Source organism: Kosakonia sp. BYX6, assembly GCF_038449125.1.
Taxonomy (GTDB): Bacteria; Pseudomonadota; Gammaproteobacteria; order Enterobacterales; family Enterobacteriaceae; genus Kosakonia; species Kosakonia calanthes.
Genome location: NZ_CP151800.1, coordinates 3,652,922 through 3,668,478 on the forward strand (window position 1 = coordinate 3,652,922; position 15,557 = coordinate 3,668,478).

The following is a 15,557-nucleotide window of genomic DNA, read 5'->3' on the forward strand; positions in this document are numbered from 1 at the left end:
TTGCCTTATCCGCCTACGGGGAGAGAAACACATGCGGGGTTTTGCTACCGGGGTGCGCGGCGACACAGACTTCGGCACCGTACCATTTGGCAATGGCTTCGGCTTGTAGCACCTGTTGCGGCGCGCCCTGCGCGACCAGTTTGCCTTTGTGCAACAGCAAAATCCGATCGGCCCACAGCGCGGCCAGGTTCAGATCGTGCAGCACCACGCACACATGCAACGCCCTTCCTGCGGTCAGCGTCTTTAACAAGCGCAGCAAATGCTGCTGATGGTAGAGATCCAGCGCCGAGGTGGGTTCGTCAAGAAACAGCCAGCCTTCGGGCGCACCGTTATGCCACAATTGCGCGAGGCTACGCGCCAGTTGCGCCCGCTGCTGTTCACCGCCGGATAACGTGGAATAGCGCCGACCAAACAGCGTTTCGCAGCCCGTCAGCATCATAATTTCATGAACAATGTCGCACATGCGTTTTGGCCCCCAGGGCGCACGCCCCATCGCAACAATCTCCTCGACGGGCCAGTCAAAACGCAGCAGGGTTTGCTGCAACATCATCGCCCGGCTGCGAGAAAGCGCTGTTGATGTCCATTGGCTAAGCGGCTTCCCGGCCAAATAACACTGGCCCTGCGACGGTACGAGAAAGCCGGTTAACAGCCGCAGCAGCGTCGATTTTCCTGCGCCGTTGGGGCCAATCAACGCCACCATTTCGCCGTAATTTAACGTTAACGACACATCATCAATTAATTGCCGTTGCCCGAGCGTCAGACGTAAATGTTCAGCGGTTAATACGTTATCCATACGTAGCCCTCCTTTGGCGGAAAATCAGCCACAAAAACCACGGCGCGCCCAGCATGCTGGTCAGCAAACCGACCGGCATCTCGGCAGGTGCGGCCACCGTACGCGCCACGGTATCGGCAACCAGCAACAGTATCGCGCCCGCCAGCAAAGACCCCGGTACAACGCCGCGATGATCCGGCCCTAACCCCATGCGCATCAGGTGCGGCACTACCAGGCCAATAAAACCGATAATGCCGCTGATGGCGACCGACGCCGCCACCAGCAGCGCACTGCACAGCAGTAACAACCGCTGGAGCAGCGCCACATTGACGCCGAGGTAGTGCGCTTCTTCATCGCCGAGTTGCAACAGATTGAGTTGTTTTGCCACCCGCCAGACAACCAGCGATGCCGGTATGATCAGCGTGGCGGCGACCGTTAATGTTGACCACTCAACCTGCCCGAGGCTGCCCATTCCCCATTGGGAAAGCTGTCGCAGTTGGGCATCATTGCTGACCCACGACAGCACGCCGACGCCCGCGCCGCATACTGCGTTAATGGCGATGCCCACCAGCAACAGCCGTGACAATGCGCTGTCCCCCGCTTTGCTGAGCAGGAAAATCACCACCATCACCGCCAGGCTGCCGATAAACGCCGCCAGCATCGGTGCATAGAGCGCCACCAGCGTTGGAACCGACAGTGGCAGCACCAGCCAGCAGGCAACAGCGAGCGATGCGCCGCTGCTGATCCCAAGCAGGCCCGGATCGGCGAGCGGGTTACGAAACAGCCCCTGCATCACGCAGCCGGAAAGCGCCAGCGCCGCGCCGACCAACAGTGCCAGCAGCACGCGCGGCAAGCGAATGGTCAGCCAAATCTGGCGCAGCGCCTCATCGCCGGAATGCCACAGGCTGGCGAGCGGCAGCGGCATCGCGCCCTGCGTCGTCGCCAGGCCTGTCAGCATCACCAGCAGCAGAAGCAATCCCCAAAGCTTGCAGGAGACGGCGCGGTTCATCAGGGCAATTGCTCCGCTTTGTTGCGCAGTTCCAGCAACGCCTTTGGCGTGCGCAACCCAAAGCCCAACAGCGCCATATCATCGACCTGCAACACTTGCTTGTTGCGTCCAGCCGGTGTTTGCGCAAGGCCTGGCAGCTTCCACAGATTCTCTTCACCGCCCATGTTTTTGACGCCTTCGGCAGAAATCACGACAAGATCCGGTTGACTGGCGATCACCCCTTCCTGCGACATTCCGCGATAGTGGGTAAAGCCCTGCATGGCGTTGCGTAATCCCGCCTCGTGGATGGCGCTGTCGGCGGCCGTATCTTGTCCGGCGACCAGCGTGCCCATGCCGCCGTGGCTGAGAATAAACAGCACCCGTTTGTTCAACGGTTTCCCCGGCAACGCAGCGATATCGGCCGCCAGCGTTTTACGTACGGCCGCGCTTTCGGCGGTTTTGCCAAGCGCATGGGCGATGGCCTGCACTTTTTTATCGATGTCGGCGAGCCGAAAACCGCCCGGAATCGGCACCACATTGACGTGGTTATCCTGCACTTTTTGTAACACCAGCGATGGCTGCGCCTGGCTGCTTGCCAGCACCACCGTTGGGCGCAGGGAGAGAATGCCTTCGGCGTTTAACTGCCGGACATAGCCGACATCCGGCAGCGTTTGCGCACCCGCAGGCCAGGTGCTGGTGCTGTCGCGCCCCACCAGTTGCGCCTGAGCGCCCAGCCCATAAACGATTTCGGTGACATCCCCGCCGAGCGCGACAATTTTGGGCGCGGCGCTCGCCATCAGTGGCAACGCGGTAAGTAACATCAGCAGTTTTTTCATGCGATTCTTCCTTCGCTTGCCAGCGTGTCCATTTGCCTTCGCCAGCGAGTTTGTTCCGGCTGGCCTTCGCTGCGCTGGCCGTACAGTTGGGCGATTTGCGTGCCGTCTTGCGCGAACAATTCAAGGCTGGTGACGTGGCCGTCGGCGGTCGGTTTGCGCGTTACCCAGCTTTCATGGATCTCTTTATCACGCAGATGCAGGGTGAATTTTTCATTGAAGATGTTGAGCCAGCTCTCCATAGGCACCAGCTTTTCCAGCATGCCGGTAAAAATCTGCACGCAACCGCGATTGCTGACGAAGATCATGATTTCATTGCCTTCTTTCGTCACGGTGTGCAGCAGGTTGCGCAGCGCATCGTTACCCACCTGGCAAGCGAGATCGTCGCCCACCAGTCGAAACGCCTGCTGGCGCGAGACGTTATGCTTTTTCAACAGGCCGAAGAATTGATGCACATCGGTCATTGCCCGCCATGCATTTTCCAGCGCGGTCGCATCCGGTTTTTCCGCGTACTGTTTCTCTTCCACGGCGGCGGCATTGATGGGTAAATCGCGTTGGGCGGTGAAACGCGCGACCACCTCCTCCCAGCATTCGCTATCCGTCTGCGTGATGGCGTAGACCTTCAGCAGCGCCTCGCCATGGTGATCAAAAAATTGAATGCTGCGGCGATCGCCATTCGGGGTCTGTTCGCGCAGGTGAAACACGCTGGCCCACTGGTTCATAAAAAGGCGCAGATCGAGCGCGCGCGGGTTGAGCACCAGCCCGGTATGCTCGCTGAGATGCAAATTAGTGAAACTGCCGGTCTGCTCATGCACGGCAAATTCATTGCGGCAGATGCAGCGGGTTTCACCAACCAGTTCCAGCGCGGAAAGGATTTCGCGCATGACCCCTTCCAGGCGCACGGCATCGTGCCCGATGCGGGATTGGGTTAGCTCCGCCTCGCTGATTGCCATGTTGCGGGCAATATCGCGGGCGTATTTAGCAGGATCCCTTGCTTTAATTGTCTGATACTGCTGCCAGATAGCGGCAAAATCTTGGGAAGATTTAGACATATTCACATCCTCTATGAAGTTAACTATCCCCGGTGGTGTCACCGGGGGGTTAAGTAATGAGTATCGCCGTCAGAAATCGACATTGACGCCCAATTGCCAACTGCGCCCCGGCATCACCGCCAGCGCTTTTTCGTACGCATCCTGATTAGTGGACTCTTCCTGAGTTCGGCTGTTCAGGTAATCCCAATATTTCCTGTCGGTGATGTTGTACACACCGCCGTTGATTCTCACGTGTTTCGCCACCCGCCAGTAAGCCGTCCAGTCCAGCAGGCCGTAACCCGGCACGCGCATATATTCGGTGCTGGAATTGGCGATCGCCGAACCGCTGTTGAGGTAGGATTCGCGGCTGGTCGCGGTGGCGCGTTTGCCTTTCACAAAAGTGGCAGTCAACGCCGTACCGTAGCGTTTCGCCGGATCGTCCCAGGCCACACCGACAATGGCTTTCATCGGCGCGACGCTATCGAGATCGATGTATTTGTCGCCCATATAACGGGATTTGGATTTCCCTTCGGTATAGCCATAGGCCAGCGTGGCGCTCAGGCCATCAACCTGTTCGAACCACGTACCAAAATTGAATTTGGCGCTGATTTCACCGCCGTAAATAAAGGCTTTATCGCGGTTTTCCGCCTGGTAACTGGTGTAGATGTTGGACGGCACGTTGACGAACTTGTCCGGGTTATCCGCCCGGCGATAACGGGTGTAAGCGATAAAGTTTTTATAGCTGTTATAAAACAGCGCGGTGCGTAAGGTGACGCCTTCGGCGACGTCGCCTTTCATGCCCCATTCGAGGTTATCGCTGGTCTCCGTTTTCAGCTCGCTATTGCCGATCAGCGCATATTGCGCGCTGCCCGCATAGCTTGAACCGAGGTTCCAGGAGCCGTACAGCTGGCTGGCGTTTGGGAACTGCGCGCCGCGTTTATATTGCAGGTAGGTCATCAAACTCGGCGTGAGGTCATACTGCAAGGTCAACGACGGCAGCCACTGGGTATCGGCGTTTTTGCTGTACAGCGTGGCAACATCGGCTTCGTCCAGCACGCTGCTGTTGGTGGTCAGGCTGGAGAGATTATCTGGCTTCATTGATTGATGAATGACGCGCACGCCGGGAATGATGGCGAAAAGGTGACCATCGGCGTCAAAATTAATTTGATCTTGCGCGAATGCACCCAGCGTATAGCCACGGCTGTCGGCTTCCGGCTGCATGATCTCGCTAAAAATGCTCGGTACCGGCGACTGCTCAAACGGACGTTGGGTTTTACTGGTGCTGGCGTTGAAACCGGCACTTAAATCGTGGCGGCCCAAGGTTTTCGCCAGCGTATTCTGGATGCCCCAGGTATCAGTGTCGTAATTGGAGTAGACCGTTTCCATGGCGAGCGTGGTGCTGTCCGGCATATACGTGCGGTCGTGCGCTTCCGTGTGCTGGTAGTAGATTTTGGTGGAGGCGCTGTCCAGCCAGTCGTTCATTGGCGTCCACTCATCTTTCAGGCTGGCGCCCCAGCGCCGGGTCTGGCTGGTTTGTTCAGCTTTACCGATGATGGCGCTGCCCGCGCTGTTCCAGGCGTCGTAATGGGTGTGGTTGGCCTTGTGGTAAAAATCCACCGTACCGGTCAGTTTGTGCGCATCATTGGGCTGCCAGATGCCGGAAGCGAGCAGCGCGTCTGAGTGCCAGTTGGCGGGATAAGCGCCGATCGTGCCACTGTTGTTGCGGGTTTGCTGACCATCGCGGCGGCTGTAAACGAAGATGCCGCGCAGGGTTTCATCCCCCGCGGCGCCTGTTACACCGTTGTGCCAGCTGCGATCGCTGGAATCGTAATCGCTCTGGTAGCCAAAATAGGTCTCTTTGCCCTGACGCAGGTAGTCGTCGGCGGATTTCGGCTGGAATGAAACATTCCCGCCAATCGAGGCGTTGGCCTGGTCGGTGGGGGTCGCGCCGGATTGGATTTCCACACTGCCGTACATATACGGGTCGATATAATCGCGACCAATGCCAAACGTGTTGAGCCCAGCGCGGCTGGCATAGCTGCGCCCGGTGGCGTCCGGCTGGGGAATACCGTCGACATCAATGCCTACGCGGTTGCTTTCCAGTCCACGAATGTTGTAGCCGGTGTAACCGCCCCTGTCGAAACCGCTTTTCCCGTTGCCGGAACCGCCGCTCGCGCCAGTGGCGCTGATAAGCGGTTCATAACGCATGATGGAGCCAAAATCATTCGCCCCTTTGTTTTGCAGATCCTGCGCACTGAGCGAATGGCTGCTGCCCGCTTTTAAAACCGGCGCGGGCGCGGTAACCAACATCTCTTCTGCCATATCTTGCTGTGCGTCGTTGGACGCGGTTGGATGAGTCCCTGAGTCAGCCGCGAATGCCGATGTTTGGTACAGCGCCGCGAGCAGTGAAGTCGCCAGCATGCTCTTCCTGAAGCAAAACCGGGAAAGTTGCGATGTAGACATATTTTGCAAGCCTTAGAATTTATTAGTATCAGGCTCACGTAACGCTTCCAGAAAATCCGTGGAATTTTGCTAAGACAGTATTAAGTGCTGCAAATCCCTTCTCATATTATCGATTCGGATAGTAATGATAACTATTATCAAATGCAATGGTTACATGAATAAATCACATCACGCGCAAAAATTGGCGCGTTGACTGACGATGCGGTGCAAAAGTAAGCCATAAAAAAGGCCGCCGTAGCGACCCTGGAGGTTACTTCTTGACCGGTTGCGGTCTTTTGTCGCCAGATTCCGGCGCATCGCGTGGATCGTCTTTTTCACTATTCAGCACAAAACCTCCTTTTGTGGACGTATGTTTAATAAATATAGGATAAGTGCGATCAATGAAACCAGGCGGCAGGAGAAAAAAAACGCCCAGCCAGAGCGGTTACAAATATGAACAACCAGGGGTTTATAAAATAAAAATTCGCCTGAAATATAGTCAAAAACTGAGTAACTTCAACGCGTTATCGATGAAAATTTTCATTCATAAAGATCGTAAAATTTCATTACAAATGCCGGTTTCGTCAGCCTATTCTGGTATTCATATTGTGGATAAGTAACAAACTCATTGTGAGTAACGAAGATGCACTTGCATACCCTCAGGTACAGATCGGATTTCCTGTTCCTGAGGGGATTTTTTGCGGGGTCATTGCGAGGATGAAACAAAATAACGGGGATAACGGACAGATAATGCCCTGCTCAGATATTTACTCGACTTAGTCAAAATTAAACGAGCCGTTTCCGGCTCGCTGTCGTTCAGAAACCTAAAGAAGGCAATGTTAATTAAAAAATAACCGCAGGGTCGCTATTTCTGACCGCTACCATGGCTACTTTTACCGCCCTTCTTACCGGCTTCGGATGCACGTGACGGGTCATTTTTAAAATTCCCACCGCTGTGCTGACCACCTTTGCGCCCTGCGTCTGAGGCTTTCTCACGATCTTCAGCGAAATTACCGGAACCGCCTCTGTGCTCGGCCATGTTATTCCTCCACTTCTCGTTTAAAAAAATGATCAATATGGCAGTCGCGTCATATCGATCGCCTTCGAACCTTAAGCCTGGTTGTTTATGGGAATTAGTCAAAGCGCAGCCGCAAACCTGTAGCAATTCATTTTGTTATATTATAACATTTCATTTCGTAACAAATGATAACCAGGGAGCACACTATGATCATGAAGAAATCGGCTTTTGTTCTGGGAATGAGCGTGCTGTTGAGCGGCACGCAGAGTTTTGCTCACGATCATCACCACGGCAAACCGTTGACGGAAGTGGAACGCAAAGCGAGTGAAGGCCTCATTGATGATAAAGACGTGAAAGATCGGGCGTTGTCCGACTGGGACGGCATCTGGCAGTCGCTGAACCCGTATTTGTTGAACGGCGATTTGGATCCGGTACTGGAGAAAAAGGCCAGGCAAGGCGATAAAACGGTGGAAGCCTGGCGGGACTATTACAAAAAAGGCTATGCCACGGATGTCGAGATGATCGGCATTGAAAACAACGTGATGGAATTCCACGTCGGGAAAGCCGTCAACAGCTGCCACTATGATTACGCCGGTTATAAAATCCTGACGTATACCTCCGGCAAAAAAGGCGTGCGCTATCTGTTTGAATGTAAAGACCCGCAATCCAACGCACCGAAATTTGTGCAGTTCAGCGACCATATTATTGCCCCGCGCCAGTCGCAGCATTTCCATATTTTTATGGGCAACGAATCCCAGGAAGCGCTGCTGAAAGAGATGGATAACTGGCCGACTTACTATCCGTACAACATGACGAAAGACCAGATCATCGAAGAGATGCTGCACCACTGATTTTTGATGAAAAAGGGCGGCAAACAATGCCGCTCACTCCCCTTCTCCCGCCCCACCTGTGGTTATATCTTTACTTTTCATGCGCCATCCCGTCGCTAACAGCGCTATCAGGGGACACGGTGCGCGCGCAATTGTGAGAGCCGCGCGGGATCGAGGGAAGGTACTTGACCTTTCTCTGTCTGATTACAGGATGACGCATGACATTGATACGCTGGCGGACTTGCAGGCTGCGGAGAGGATGAAGAAGATGCTTTCCCGTTGAATGGATGAAGACGAAAACTGCCACGGCGGGTGCCATTGACATAAACATGATCACTCATTGTCTGAGCGTTATATAACCCAAACCATTGTGAGTGATGATTCTTATACAAGTGCATGAGATCGATGGCTTCTGCTCGAAGCTGATTGGCGATACTCCCTAATCCAATAGGTCCCAGGAGGAATGGCTGCCTTTTCGATATCGGAACAATTCGGATTGTTAATGTATTTATCTATTCCAGACAACACATCAAATGAGCCGACACATAGCAATTTAATTTGGCTCTTTTTCCGTCGGATGAAAGACGGCTATAGTCCATCATGCAAATTTGCAATTTACGATCCCTCGCGAGTACAAAATGAAAAGCTGATAATAGCCGAGAATATCGCTGGGGATAGGAGATGGAAGAAAGGCTCTTGCCGAGTACCTGTTTTTTACTACCCCCACTAAATGTTGGCTCTTGCGAACTCATTTGCTTCTCCGCCTGAAAGTAATTTGAAGTGCATGATTCACTCTCTCCAGATCCATCCTGTCACATCAGGCTCATCGTTTTCATGTAGTGGTCAAGTAATACTGGCCACGGTTTTACAGTAAGAACGGTATCGGTTCTCTGATTCTTCCGGCGTTAGCCCCCCGTTGTAATGATGAGGTCTGACGCTATTGTAGTAATTCAGGATATAACCGCCGATTTGTCGCCGGGCCTCATCCTTACCTGCGTAACCATTCGTCGGCACCCATTCTGTTTTCAGACTACGGAAGAAGCGTTCCATGGGGCTATTATCCCAGCAGTTCCCCCGACGACTGACGCTTTGCTTTATCCTGTAACGCCAGAGAACTTGCTGATATTTAAGGCCTGTATACTGGCTTCCCTGGTCGCTATGGAACATGACATCACGCGGTTGACCACGCGTCTCATAGGCCATCCGCAGAGCACTGCTTATCAGTGCGGTATCGGCATTCGCTGACAGACTCCAGCCGATAACCCTGCGGGCAAAAAGATCCATAACAACCGCCAGATAGCACCAGCGATTTCCAGCCCAGATATACGTAATATCTCCACACCATACCCGGTCTGGCTCCGGTACAGCGAACTGACGCTCGAGCAGATTCGGCAGGCAGGTATGCTCCTGACGGGCATTTTTGTACTGATGTTTTCCGGGCTGGCAACTGCTCAGGCTTAGGTATTTCATCAGACGCCCGGCACGGTAACGGGTCATCGGAACGCCATTTTGAGCCAGCATTTCAGCAAGCGTGCGTGCGCCTGCTGAGCCCCGGCTCTGGTTCCACGCCCGGCGTATTTCGCTGTACAACCTGACTCGCGCCGGATTGACAGTATCGCGTCGTTTTCGCCAGTACCGGTAACTGCTACGGTGTATTTCCAGCGCGGAGCAAAGGCTGACAACCGTGTGGCTGTCACTCAGTCTGGCGGCTATCGTGAACCGTTCAGTGAGTCGGACATCAAGAGTGCGGTAGCCTTTTTTAATATCGTATTCTGTTCCTCCAGGCGGCGAACCTGCTTTTCCAGCTCGCGAATACGTTGCTGCTCTGCAGTAATGGGAGTTGCAGAGGGCGTAATCCCCTGCCGCTCTCGCCTGAGCTGGCGCACCCAGCTCTCAAGCGTGGTAGAACCGACATTCATCGCTTCACTGGCTTGTCGATATGAGTAGCCCTTATCAACAATCAGCTGTGCACATTCCAGCCTGAACTCAGGGGTGAAAGTACGCTTAGTTTTCTTGTTCATTAAGTCACCTGTTTTATGTTGTGGTGAGAATATCACCTTTAATCAGGTGGCCAAATTTACTGTGCCACTACAAAGCGCGTTCGACACGCTGAAGGGTGAGCCAGTGCCGATGGAGCAGTTTATGGCACTGACTAAAATCCCGATTCTGATTATTTACGGCGATAACATACCGGACAAACCTGTGGACATGCCCGCGCAGGACAGTTGGCGCGTACGTCTGGCAATGGCTCGTGAATGGCGTGACGTGGTGAACAAGCATGGCGGGGATGTCACTGTGACGCATCTGCCTGAGTCAGGAATCAAAGGTAATACCCACTTCCCGTTCTCTGATTTAAATAATGTGCAGATTGCTGATTTGGTGAGCCAGTTCCTGAAAGAAAAAAATCTGCAGTAGGACGAGGATAATAGCGAGCCTTCATTATTGAGGGCTCAACACAAACATCCGCTTTATAAAAAATAAAGTAGCCTAATCCTGGCGGAAAACTGTTGAACGTGACGGTCGGCTTTGAGCGAGAAGCGGAAGTTTAAAATGACTCTTTCATTTGGTGGAGGGATCACTAATGATCTGCCGGGTCTTCTGACCACATGCAGGACAGGGCCACTCCAACTGCATACCTTTGAAAAACGCTCCCGAGATTTTATGGACAGGTATTCTCTTTTACTCCATTTTTTTGAACCAGGCAGAGCCTGATTTAAAATCAGTCATAATCAACTTTTTAAAAAGAGCATGTATAGTGGATCTTGGATATATTGACCTACTCTGATTAACAGACCGTGATTTAGTGATGTCTACATTCGGTTCCAGGTCTTCCGAAGCAAGTTAACTGTGGCGATTCAGAATTCTTCAGAGTGAAATATGACAACAAAACAGTTTTACCCAATCGGTACCCCAGGGCAACCCTGGACCGAACGTGAAAAGCATCAGTGGCAACAGGCTCAGACACGTTCCCGGTGCTATAAGAACGATGTCCTTGATGTCCTTCATCAGCTAAAACACCGCTATGCGCTCATTCAGTATGGGGAATTGAGTTACGGCGACGATATTTATCCATTGATGGCCGCAAAATCAAAAAACTGGGACGATAATATTCCTGTCGCACTCATTACCGGCGGTGTTCACGGTTATGAAACAAGCGGCGTTTTGGGCTCACTGTATTTTTTATCGGAATGTCAGAGTGAGTATGCGGGTAAAGTGAATCTCCTGGTTGTCCCCTGTGTCAGCCCCTGGGCATATGAGCGTATTGTTCGATGGAACTACGATGCTGTTGACCCTAACAGACAATTTTTCCCGGAAGGCAAGGCGGAAGAATCCCTGGCGTTGATGGCGCTCATCTCTCCGCTGAGAGGCCGATTTGTTGTTCACATCGACTTGCACGAAACGACAGATACGGACGAAAGTGAGTTCAGCCCAGCTCTGGCCGCCAGAGATGGGGCGCAGTATGTACCGGTGAGTATCCCTGATGGCTTCTATCTGGTCGGTGACGAGCAGAATTCAAGACACGACTTCCTGAACGCAATCATTTCTGCTGTTGCAGAAGTGACACATATTGCCCCTTCTGATAATGAAGGCAATCTGCTCGGTTTTCCTGTAGTGAGCCCCGGTGTTATTGAATTCGACAATAACGCATTTCACATATGCGCGACGATCACTGGCACCTCCCTTGCAACAACAACAGAGGTTTATCCCGACAGCGCTAAAACCTCTCCGGAGGAATGTATCCGGGCACAGATTGTCGCTATTCGACAGGCTATTGAATTCGCTTTATCAAATTAATCTGTCAGGCCGGGAGTATATCCCCCTGCCAGCCTCTTTCTCATGAGTCCTTTACTTCTCAGTTACCCGTCGATTAACACCCGATAATTTTTTGAATTTTCACTACCAGCACGAAGCAATCTACTGCAACATCAGAAGGCTGCGATGAGCGAGAAGCGGATACTATTACCAACTTCAGCTATTGTGGCTTACGGAGTTGCGCTTACGGTGTATCCCGGTAGAAGCTAGCGAGAAACATCGCTATTTTTCTTATCGCATAATGCTTGTATGGGGAATAATTTCGGCTAAATGTGGAATCAATGTCACATTCGTCATCAAGAAGAAAAGTTTTAGACGCAGAAGGCCTTCTTGCGCATAGAGCGTCACACGCACGAAGTTGCGCTAACCACGTTGCGAATAGATTGGGCATAACCCGCAGCGAGCTATTGATGAAGGTTGAGAAAGATACAGGGGCGAGTTTGGTATCGCCGCTTACAGAAGATGAGTTAATGAAAGCGTTTCATTATATGGAAAACCTTTAGGAGCGGCTGCTGTGAGCGAGAAGCGGACATTGCCAGTAGCATTCTGTGTCTATCAACGGGTAGCAGATCAAAAATGACTCTGAGGTGTCTGTTAAACCCGTGGCGATTCAAGCCTCTATCTCACCAAAATTGTCACGCTTCACCTCTTTTATAGAAATATGGCTAATACCCATCGTGTTACTCCCTGGCTCATTAATAAATAAACATTATAGGTCCGCAGAAGTCATGGGATGGCCGGTGTTTCATACACCGAAACCTCAATCCTGTTAAGGTCAGGGCTGTTAATACCTTTTAAGGCATGATGGACACGCTCGCGGATAATCCTGCCACTAACTCAATGCCCGCAGGCAAGGTATCTAACTGGATGCGCACCGGTACGCGTTGAGCCAGCCGCACCCAGCTAAAGGTGGGATTAACATCCGGTAGCCCAAGTCCACCCGTCTCGTCGTTGCTGTCACCGATCCCACGTCCGATACTCTCCACATGCCCCGTGATCAGTGGATCAAATCCCATCAGCACAATCTGCGCGGTATTTCCGACACGGATATGACGCAGTTTGGTCTCTTCAAAGTAGCCCACCACCCAGAAACTGTGCGCATCGACAATGGCGACTTTTGTCTCTCCCGCAGTGGCATAGTCACCGGGGCGAAGACGGAGATGCGTGACATAGCCATCCACCGGTGAGCGTACGGTGGCATGTGCTAAATTAAGCTGCGCCAGTTCCAGCGCGGTCAGTGCCCCCTGATAATTGGCCGCCGCGATGCTTGCCGCACTGCCTGTTTGCTGGATGTCCTCACTGGAAATCACCCCTTTGATCAGTGCACGTCGCCTGGCCGCATCCTGGCGCATCAGCATCTCATGACGTTTTGCCTCAACGTCAGCCTGTGCACTCAGCACGGCCAGCTTCAGCCAGTGCGGATCGATGGCATAGAGAACATCGCCACGATTAACCCACTGGTTATCGCGGACCGCCACGCGGCTCACTGGCCCGGAAACATCCGGCGCAATCTGCACCACATCGGCACGAACCCGCCCGTCGCGCGTCCAGGGTGTCTGCGCATACTGTTTCCAGAAAATAAACGCCACGAGCGTCGCCACCACTACGGCACTTAACGTCAGCACATAGCGACCCAGCAAAGAGAGTAAAGATTTCATGCGAATAACCCCAGAGTGGTCAGGCCCTGCAAAAGCAGGAAAAAACTAATGATAAAGGTTGAAAAATCAATCAACGGGCGAAAGGGCAAACGGCGGTAAAGCCTGCTGAAAGAGAAAAACGGTACGAGTGACAGCGTACAGATCAGCGCGATGAGCGCAGTCATCAGCAGGCCGGGGATAAAAACACCCCCGATATTGATGTCATTTATCATTGGCGGGTTCCTCGTCCTGCGTCCGTAACGCGCAGTGCAGATCAACCAGTTTGTCGACTAACTGGCGCGATGGTTCATCAGTTGCGGGCAAGCAGAGATCGGTTATCGCAGCGATGCGCTCGCGTAAGGCTTCTGTCTCCGTTGAGCGGGTAAGGTCATAAAGGATGGTGTTGATCTCACAACAGCCTGAGGACGCATCGCAGCGGCGCAGGTGCATCACACCGAGGCCAACGCGCATAAAGTGCATCAGATGAGCAAGTGCCCGAGCGGATGACGGCCCGCTACGCGGCAAGCGCGGCAACAGCAGGGCGGCCCGGTCAATCATCAGATTGGTCCAGTGCGTTTCATTGCCTTTAAACACACCGTTCACGCTACGGCGGATATCACGCTGGCAAAGTTTCAGCAGTCGGTTTATCGCCGCGTCGGCTTGCACGGTTTGCAGCAAGCTCATGCTAATGACCGCAAAACCGGTCGCGAAAAATAGCGCGATGGCGGTGTTAGCGGCATCGGCGAAGTTGCCGCTGTAGTGCGCACCCAGCTCGCACAACACAGGCAGCGTTAACGTTATTCCCATCGCCATAAAAGTGGTGGGTGGCCGCGCCTGGAGTGACCCGGCAAGCAGGTAGACCGGAGCAAGCACGGCAACCAGTACGGGAAAATCGCTGAGCTGGGGAAGCAGGGCAAAACTATAGATAAGACTGATTAATACGCCCCAGATGGAGCCGATAATGTATTTCACAATATGGGGTGCTGGCGTGTCGAAACTGCCAAACAATGTGCAACAGACCCCAAGAATGGAGACCGCCGTGCCGCCATCTGGCCAGGCCGAGTAAATCCATAGCAGACAGCCGCTGAGGATGATGACAAACGCGCCCAGTGCCGTGCGGGCAGCACTCAGGGGATCGCGATGGAAAACATACCCTTTCGCTGTGTTATCTTCCGTTCGTGTAGGTGCGGGTTTGGCGTGGTAGATAGCCTCCGAAAGTTGCTCACACTGGTGAATGAGGCTAATCAACTCCGCTATGTAGCCTAAGAAATTCACCCGAAGCGCGTCCTCAAAGGTCAACGACTGTACCGCACGCTCCTGTGCCAACCGGGCGCTGCGTTTTTGTAGCGCATCCGCCGTATTCTTGCGTTTCCCGCTATCGCCGCAGGTCAGCCAGGCCTGAACATCATCCAGCAGTGTCTGCATGTCGGCGGGCATATCCGCGATCATCTGCAAGCGATCGCATAATTCACCGTTCACGATGACTAATCGCGCCAGCCTGTCATGGAGTGCTTTCCTGGCCTGGCGGGCCGGAACCGAAAGGGCAAAATCATACGGGATGTGGTGGCTGATGCCCTGCAGGAATTGCAATGCCAGCGCGAGGTGCAAGGGGTTTGACACCGCATCAGACTTGCCCGCCAGTGTATCGGCAACACGCTGTCGCGCCGCGTGCAGCGTCTGCGTTAATTTGCTGTTGAACAGGCCTGATATCCGACTGGGCAGAATGTACCGGTGAATCAGTGCGGCGCAGACGATGCCGATCATTATCTCCTGCACCCGGATGATGGCGATGTTAAACACCGAGCCTGGGTCGGAAACGGCGGGAAAGCCAATCAGGCTCGCGGTGTAACCGGCCAGCACAAAGGCATAGGCACGGGGTGTGCGTTCAAGTAGGGATAACCCGAGGCAGAACGTGATCCAGCCTGTCAGTATCACGCTGCACAACACGGGCATATTCACAAATGTGGGCACGATCAGCACCGTTGCCCCAGCGCCAGCCACGGTGCCGGCCAGGCGATAGAGACTCCTGCTCAGTGAGGCCCCGACCGACGTTTGCGAAACGATATAGACGGTGATGATGGCCCAGGAGGGGCGTTCAAGGCCAATCGACAGGGCGATGTAATACGCGAGCATGGCTGCGGCAAAACTCCTGACGGAATAGAGCAGAGCGTGGGCATCGCTCAGTAGCATGGG

At 53.4% G+C, this 15,557-nt stretch carries 15 protein-coding genes and 1 pseudogene; 4 read left to right on the forward strand and 12 right to left on the reverse strand.

All coding sequences use genetic code 11. The annotated features are described in order from the left end of the window. Window positions 1-13: 13 nt before the first annotated feature. The 5 genes from AAEY27_RS17195 to AAEY27_RS17215 all read right to left on the reverse strand — a co-directional run bounded on the left by AAEY27_RS17195 (window position 14) and on the right by AAEY27_RS17215 (window position 6,087). Window positions 14-793 (reverse strand): heme ABC transporter ATP-binding protein, encoded by a 780-nt coding sequence (locus AAEY27_RS17195; RefSeq protein WP_342321995.1) that lies wholly within the window; start codon window positions 791-793, stop codon window positions 14-16. Then, window positions 786-1,781, reverse strand: a complete 996-nt coding sequence (locus AAEY27_RS17200; protein ID WP_342321997.1) for a FecCD family ABC transporter permease — start codon at window positions 1,779-1,781, stop codon at window positions 786-788. Before AAEY27_RS17200 ends, AAEY27_RS17195 begins: the two co-directional genes overlap by 8 nt. Further along, complete coding sequence (locus tag AAEY27_RS17205) at window positions 1,781-2,596, reverse strand: heme/hemin ABC transporter substrate-binding protein (protein WP_342321998.1); 816 nt, start codon at window positions 2,594-2,596, stop codon at window positions 1,781-1,783. The genes AAEY27_RS17200 and AAEY27_RS17205 overlap by 1 nt, the downstream gene beginning before the upstream one ends. Further along, window positions 2,593-3,645 carry a hemin-degrading factor gene (locus AAEY27_RS17210; protein WP_342321999.1) on the reverse strand — a complete coding sequence of 351 codons (1,053 nt, stop codon included), beginning with the start codon at window positions 3,643-3,645 and terminating at the stop codon, window positions 2,593-2,595. The genes AAEY27_RS17205 and AAEY27_RS17210 overlap by 4 nt, the downstream gene beginning before the upstream one ends. A 69-nt stretch (window positions 3,646-3,714) precedes the next feature. Further along, the gene (locus AAEY27_RS17215) at window positions 3,715-6,087 is read right to left on the reverse strand and encodes a TonB-dependent receptor domain-containing protein (RefSeq protein WP_342322000.1); all 2,373 of its coding nucleotides are present in this window, start codon (window positions 6,085-6,087) and stop codon (window positions 3,715-3,717) included. Window positions 6,088-6,467: 380 nt separating this feature from the next. Between AAEY27_RS17215 and AAEY27_RS17220 the strand changes: the two genes are divergently transcribed. Next, window positions 6,468-6,686 (forward strand): hypothetical protein, encoded by a 219-nt coding sequence (locus tag AAEY27_RS17220; protein WP_342322001.1) that lies wholly within the window; start codon window positions 6,468-6,470, stop codon window positions 6,684-6,686. 245 nt (window positions 6,687-6,931) lie between these two features. Here the strand turns inward: AAEY27_RS17220 and AAEY27_RS17225 are convergent, their stop codons facing one another. After that, window positions 6,932-7,105, reverse strand: coding sequence for a general stress protein (locus tag AAEY27_RS17225; RefSeq protein ID WP_342322003.1), 174 nt, complete (start codon window positions 7,103-7,105; stop codon window positions 6,932-6,934). A 185-nt stretch (window positions 7,106-7,290) separates the two neighbouring features. Between AAEY27_RS17225 and zinT the strand changes: the two genes are divergently transcribed. Next, window positions 7,291-7,935: a metal-binding protein ZinT gene (zinT, locus tag AAEY27_RS17230; RefSeq protein ID WP_342322004.1), complete on the forward strand. Its 645-nt coding sequence runs from the start codon at window positions 7,291-7,293 to the stop codon at window positions 7,933-7,935. A 107-nt stretch (window positions 7,936-8,042) separates the two neighbouring features. On the opposite strand, the gene AAEY27_RS17235 is transcribed toward zinT, so the two are convergent. From AAEY27_RS17235 to AAEY27_RS17245, 3 genes are all read right to left on the reverse strand, one after another. Beyond that, window positions 8,043-8,312, reverse strand: coding sequence for a tlde1 domain-containing protein (locus AAEY27_RS17235; RefSeq protein ID WP_342322005.1), 270 nt, complete (start codon window positions 8,310-8,312; stop codon window positions 8,043-8,045). Next, entirely contained in the window at window positions 8,299-8,442 is a 144-nt protein-coding gene (locus tag AAEY27_RS17240) for a tlde1 domain-containing protein (protein ID WP_342325621.1), read from the reverse strand. The genes AAEY27_RS17235 and AAEY27_RS17240 overlap by 14 nt, the downstream gene beginning before the upstream one ends. A 315-nt stretch (window positions 8,443-8,757) precedes the next feature. After that, a protein-coding gene (locus AAEY27_RS17245; RefSeq protein ID WP_342322006.1) for an IS3 family transposase occupies window positions 8,758-9,971 on the reverse strand; the annotation gives its coding sequence in 2 pieces (ribosomal slippage) (window positions 8,758-9,677 and window positions 9,677-9,971; 1,215 coding nt in all). Window positions 9,972-9,999: 28 nt separating this feature from the next. Between AAEY27_RS17245 and AAEY27_RS17250 the strand changes: the two are divergent. Then, window positions 10,000-10,329: pseudogene (locus tag AAEY27_RS17250) on the forward strand (alpha/beta hydrolase); the annotation flags it as partial. A 462-nt stretch (window positions 10,330-10,791) separates the two neighbouring features. Beyond that, window positions 10,792-11,709, forward strand: a complete 918-nt coding sequence (locus AAEY27_RS17255; RefSeq protein WP_342322007.1) for a M14 family metallopeptidase — start codon at window positions 10,792-10,794, stop codon at window positions 11,707-11,709. Between the two features lie 812 nt (window positions 11,710-12,521). Here AAEY27_RS17255 and AAEY27_RS17260 read toward each other — a convergent pair. The 3 genes from AAEY27_RS17260 to AAEY27_RS17270 are packed head-to-tail and all read right to left on the reverse strand — an operon-like array spanning window position 12,522 to window position 15,554. Then, the gene (locus AAEY27_RS17260) at window positions 12,522-13,385 is read right to left on the reverse strand and encodes an HlyD family secretion protein (RefSeq protein ID WP_342322009.1); all 864 of its coding nucleotides are present in this window, start codon (window positions 13,383-13,385) and stop codon (window positions 12,522-12,524) included. Continuing rightward, on the reverse strand, window positions 13,382-13,597 hold the full coding sequence (locus tag AAEY27_RS17265) for a DUF1656 domain-containing protein (RefSeq protein WP_200040253.1): 216 nt from the start codon (window positions 13,595-13,597) through the stop codon (window positions 13,382-13,384). The genes AAEY27_RS17260 and AAEY27_RS17265 overlap by 4 nt, the downstream gene beginning before the upstream one ends. Further along, window positions 13,587-15,554 carry an FUSC family protein gene (locus tag AAEY27_RS17270; protein WP_425294684.1) on the reverse strand — a complete coding sequence of 656 codons (1,968 nt, stop codon included), beginning with the start codon at window positions 15,552-15,554 and terminating at the stop codon, window positions 13,587-13,589. Before AAEY27_RS17270 ends, AAEY27_RS17265 begins: the two co-directional genes overlap by 11 nt. Window positions 15,555-15,557 lie beyond the last annotated feature (3 nt).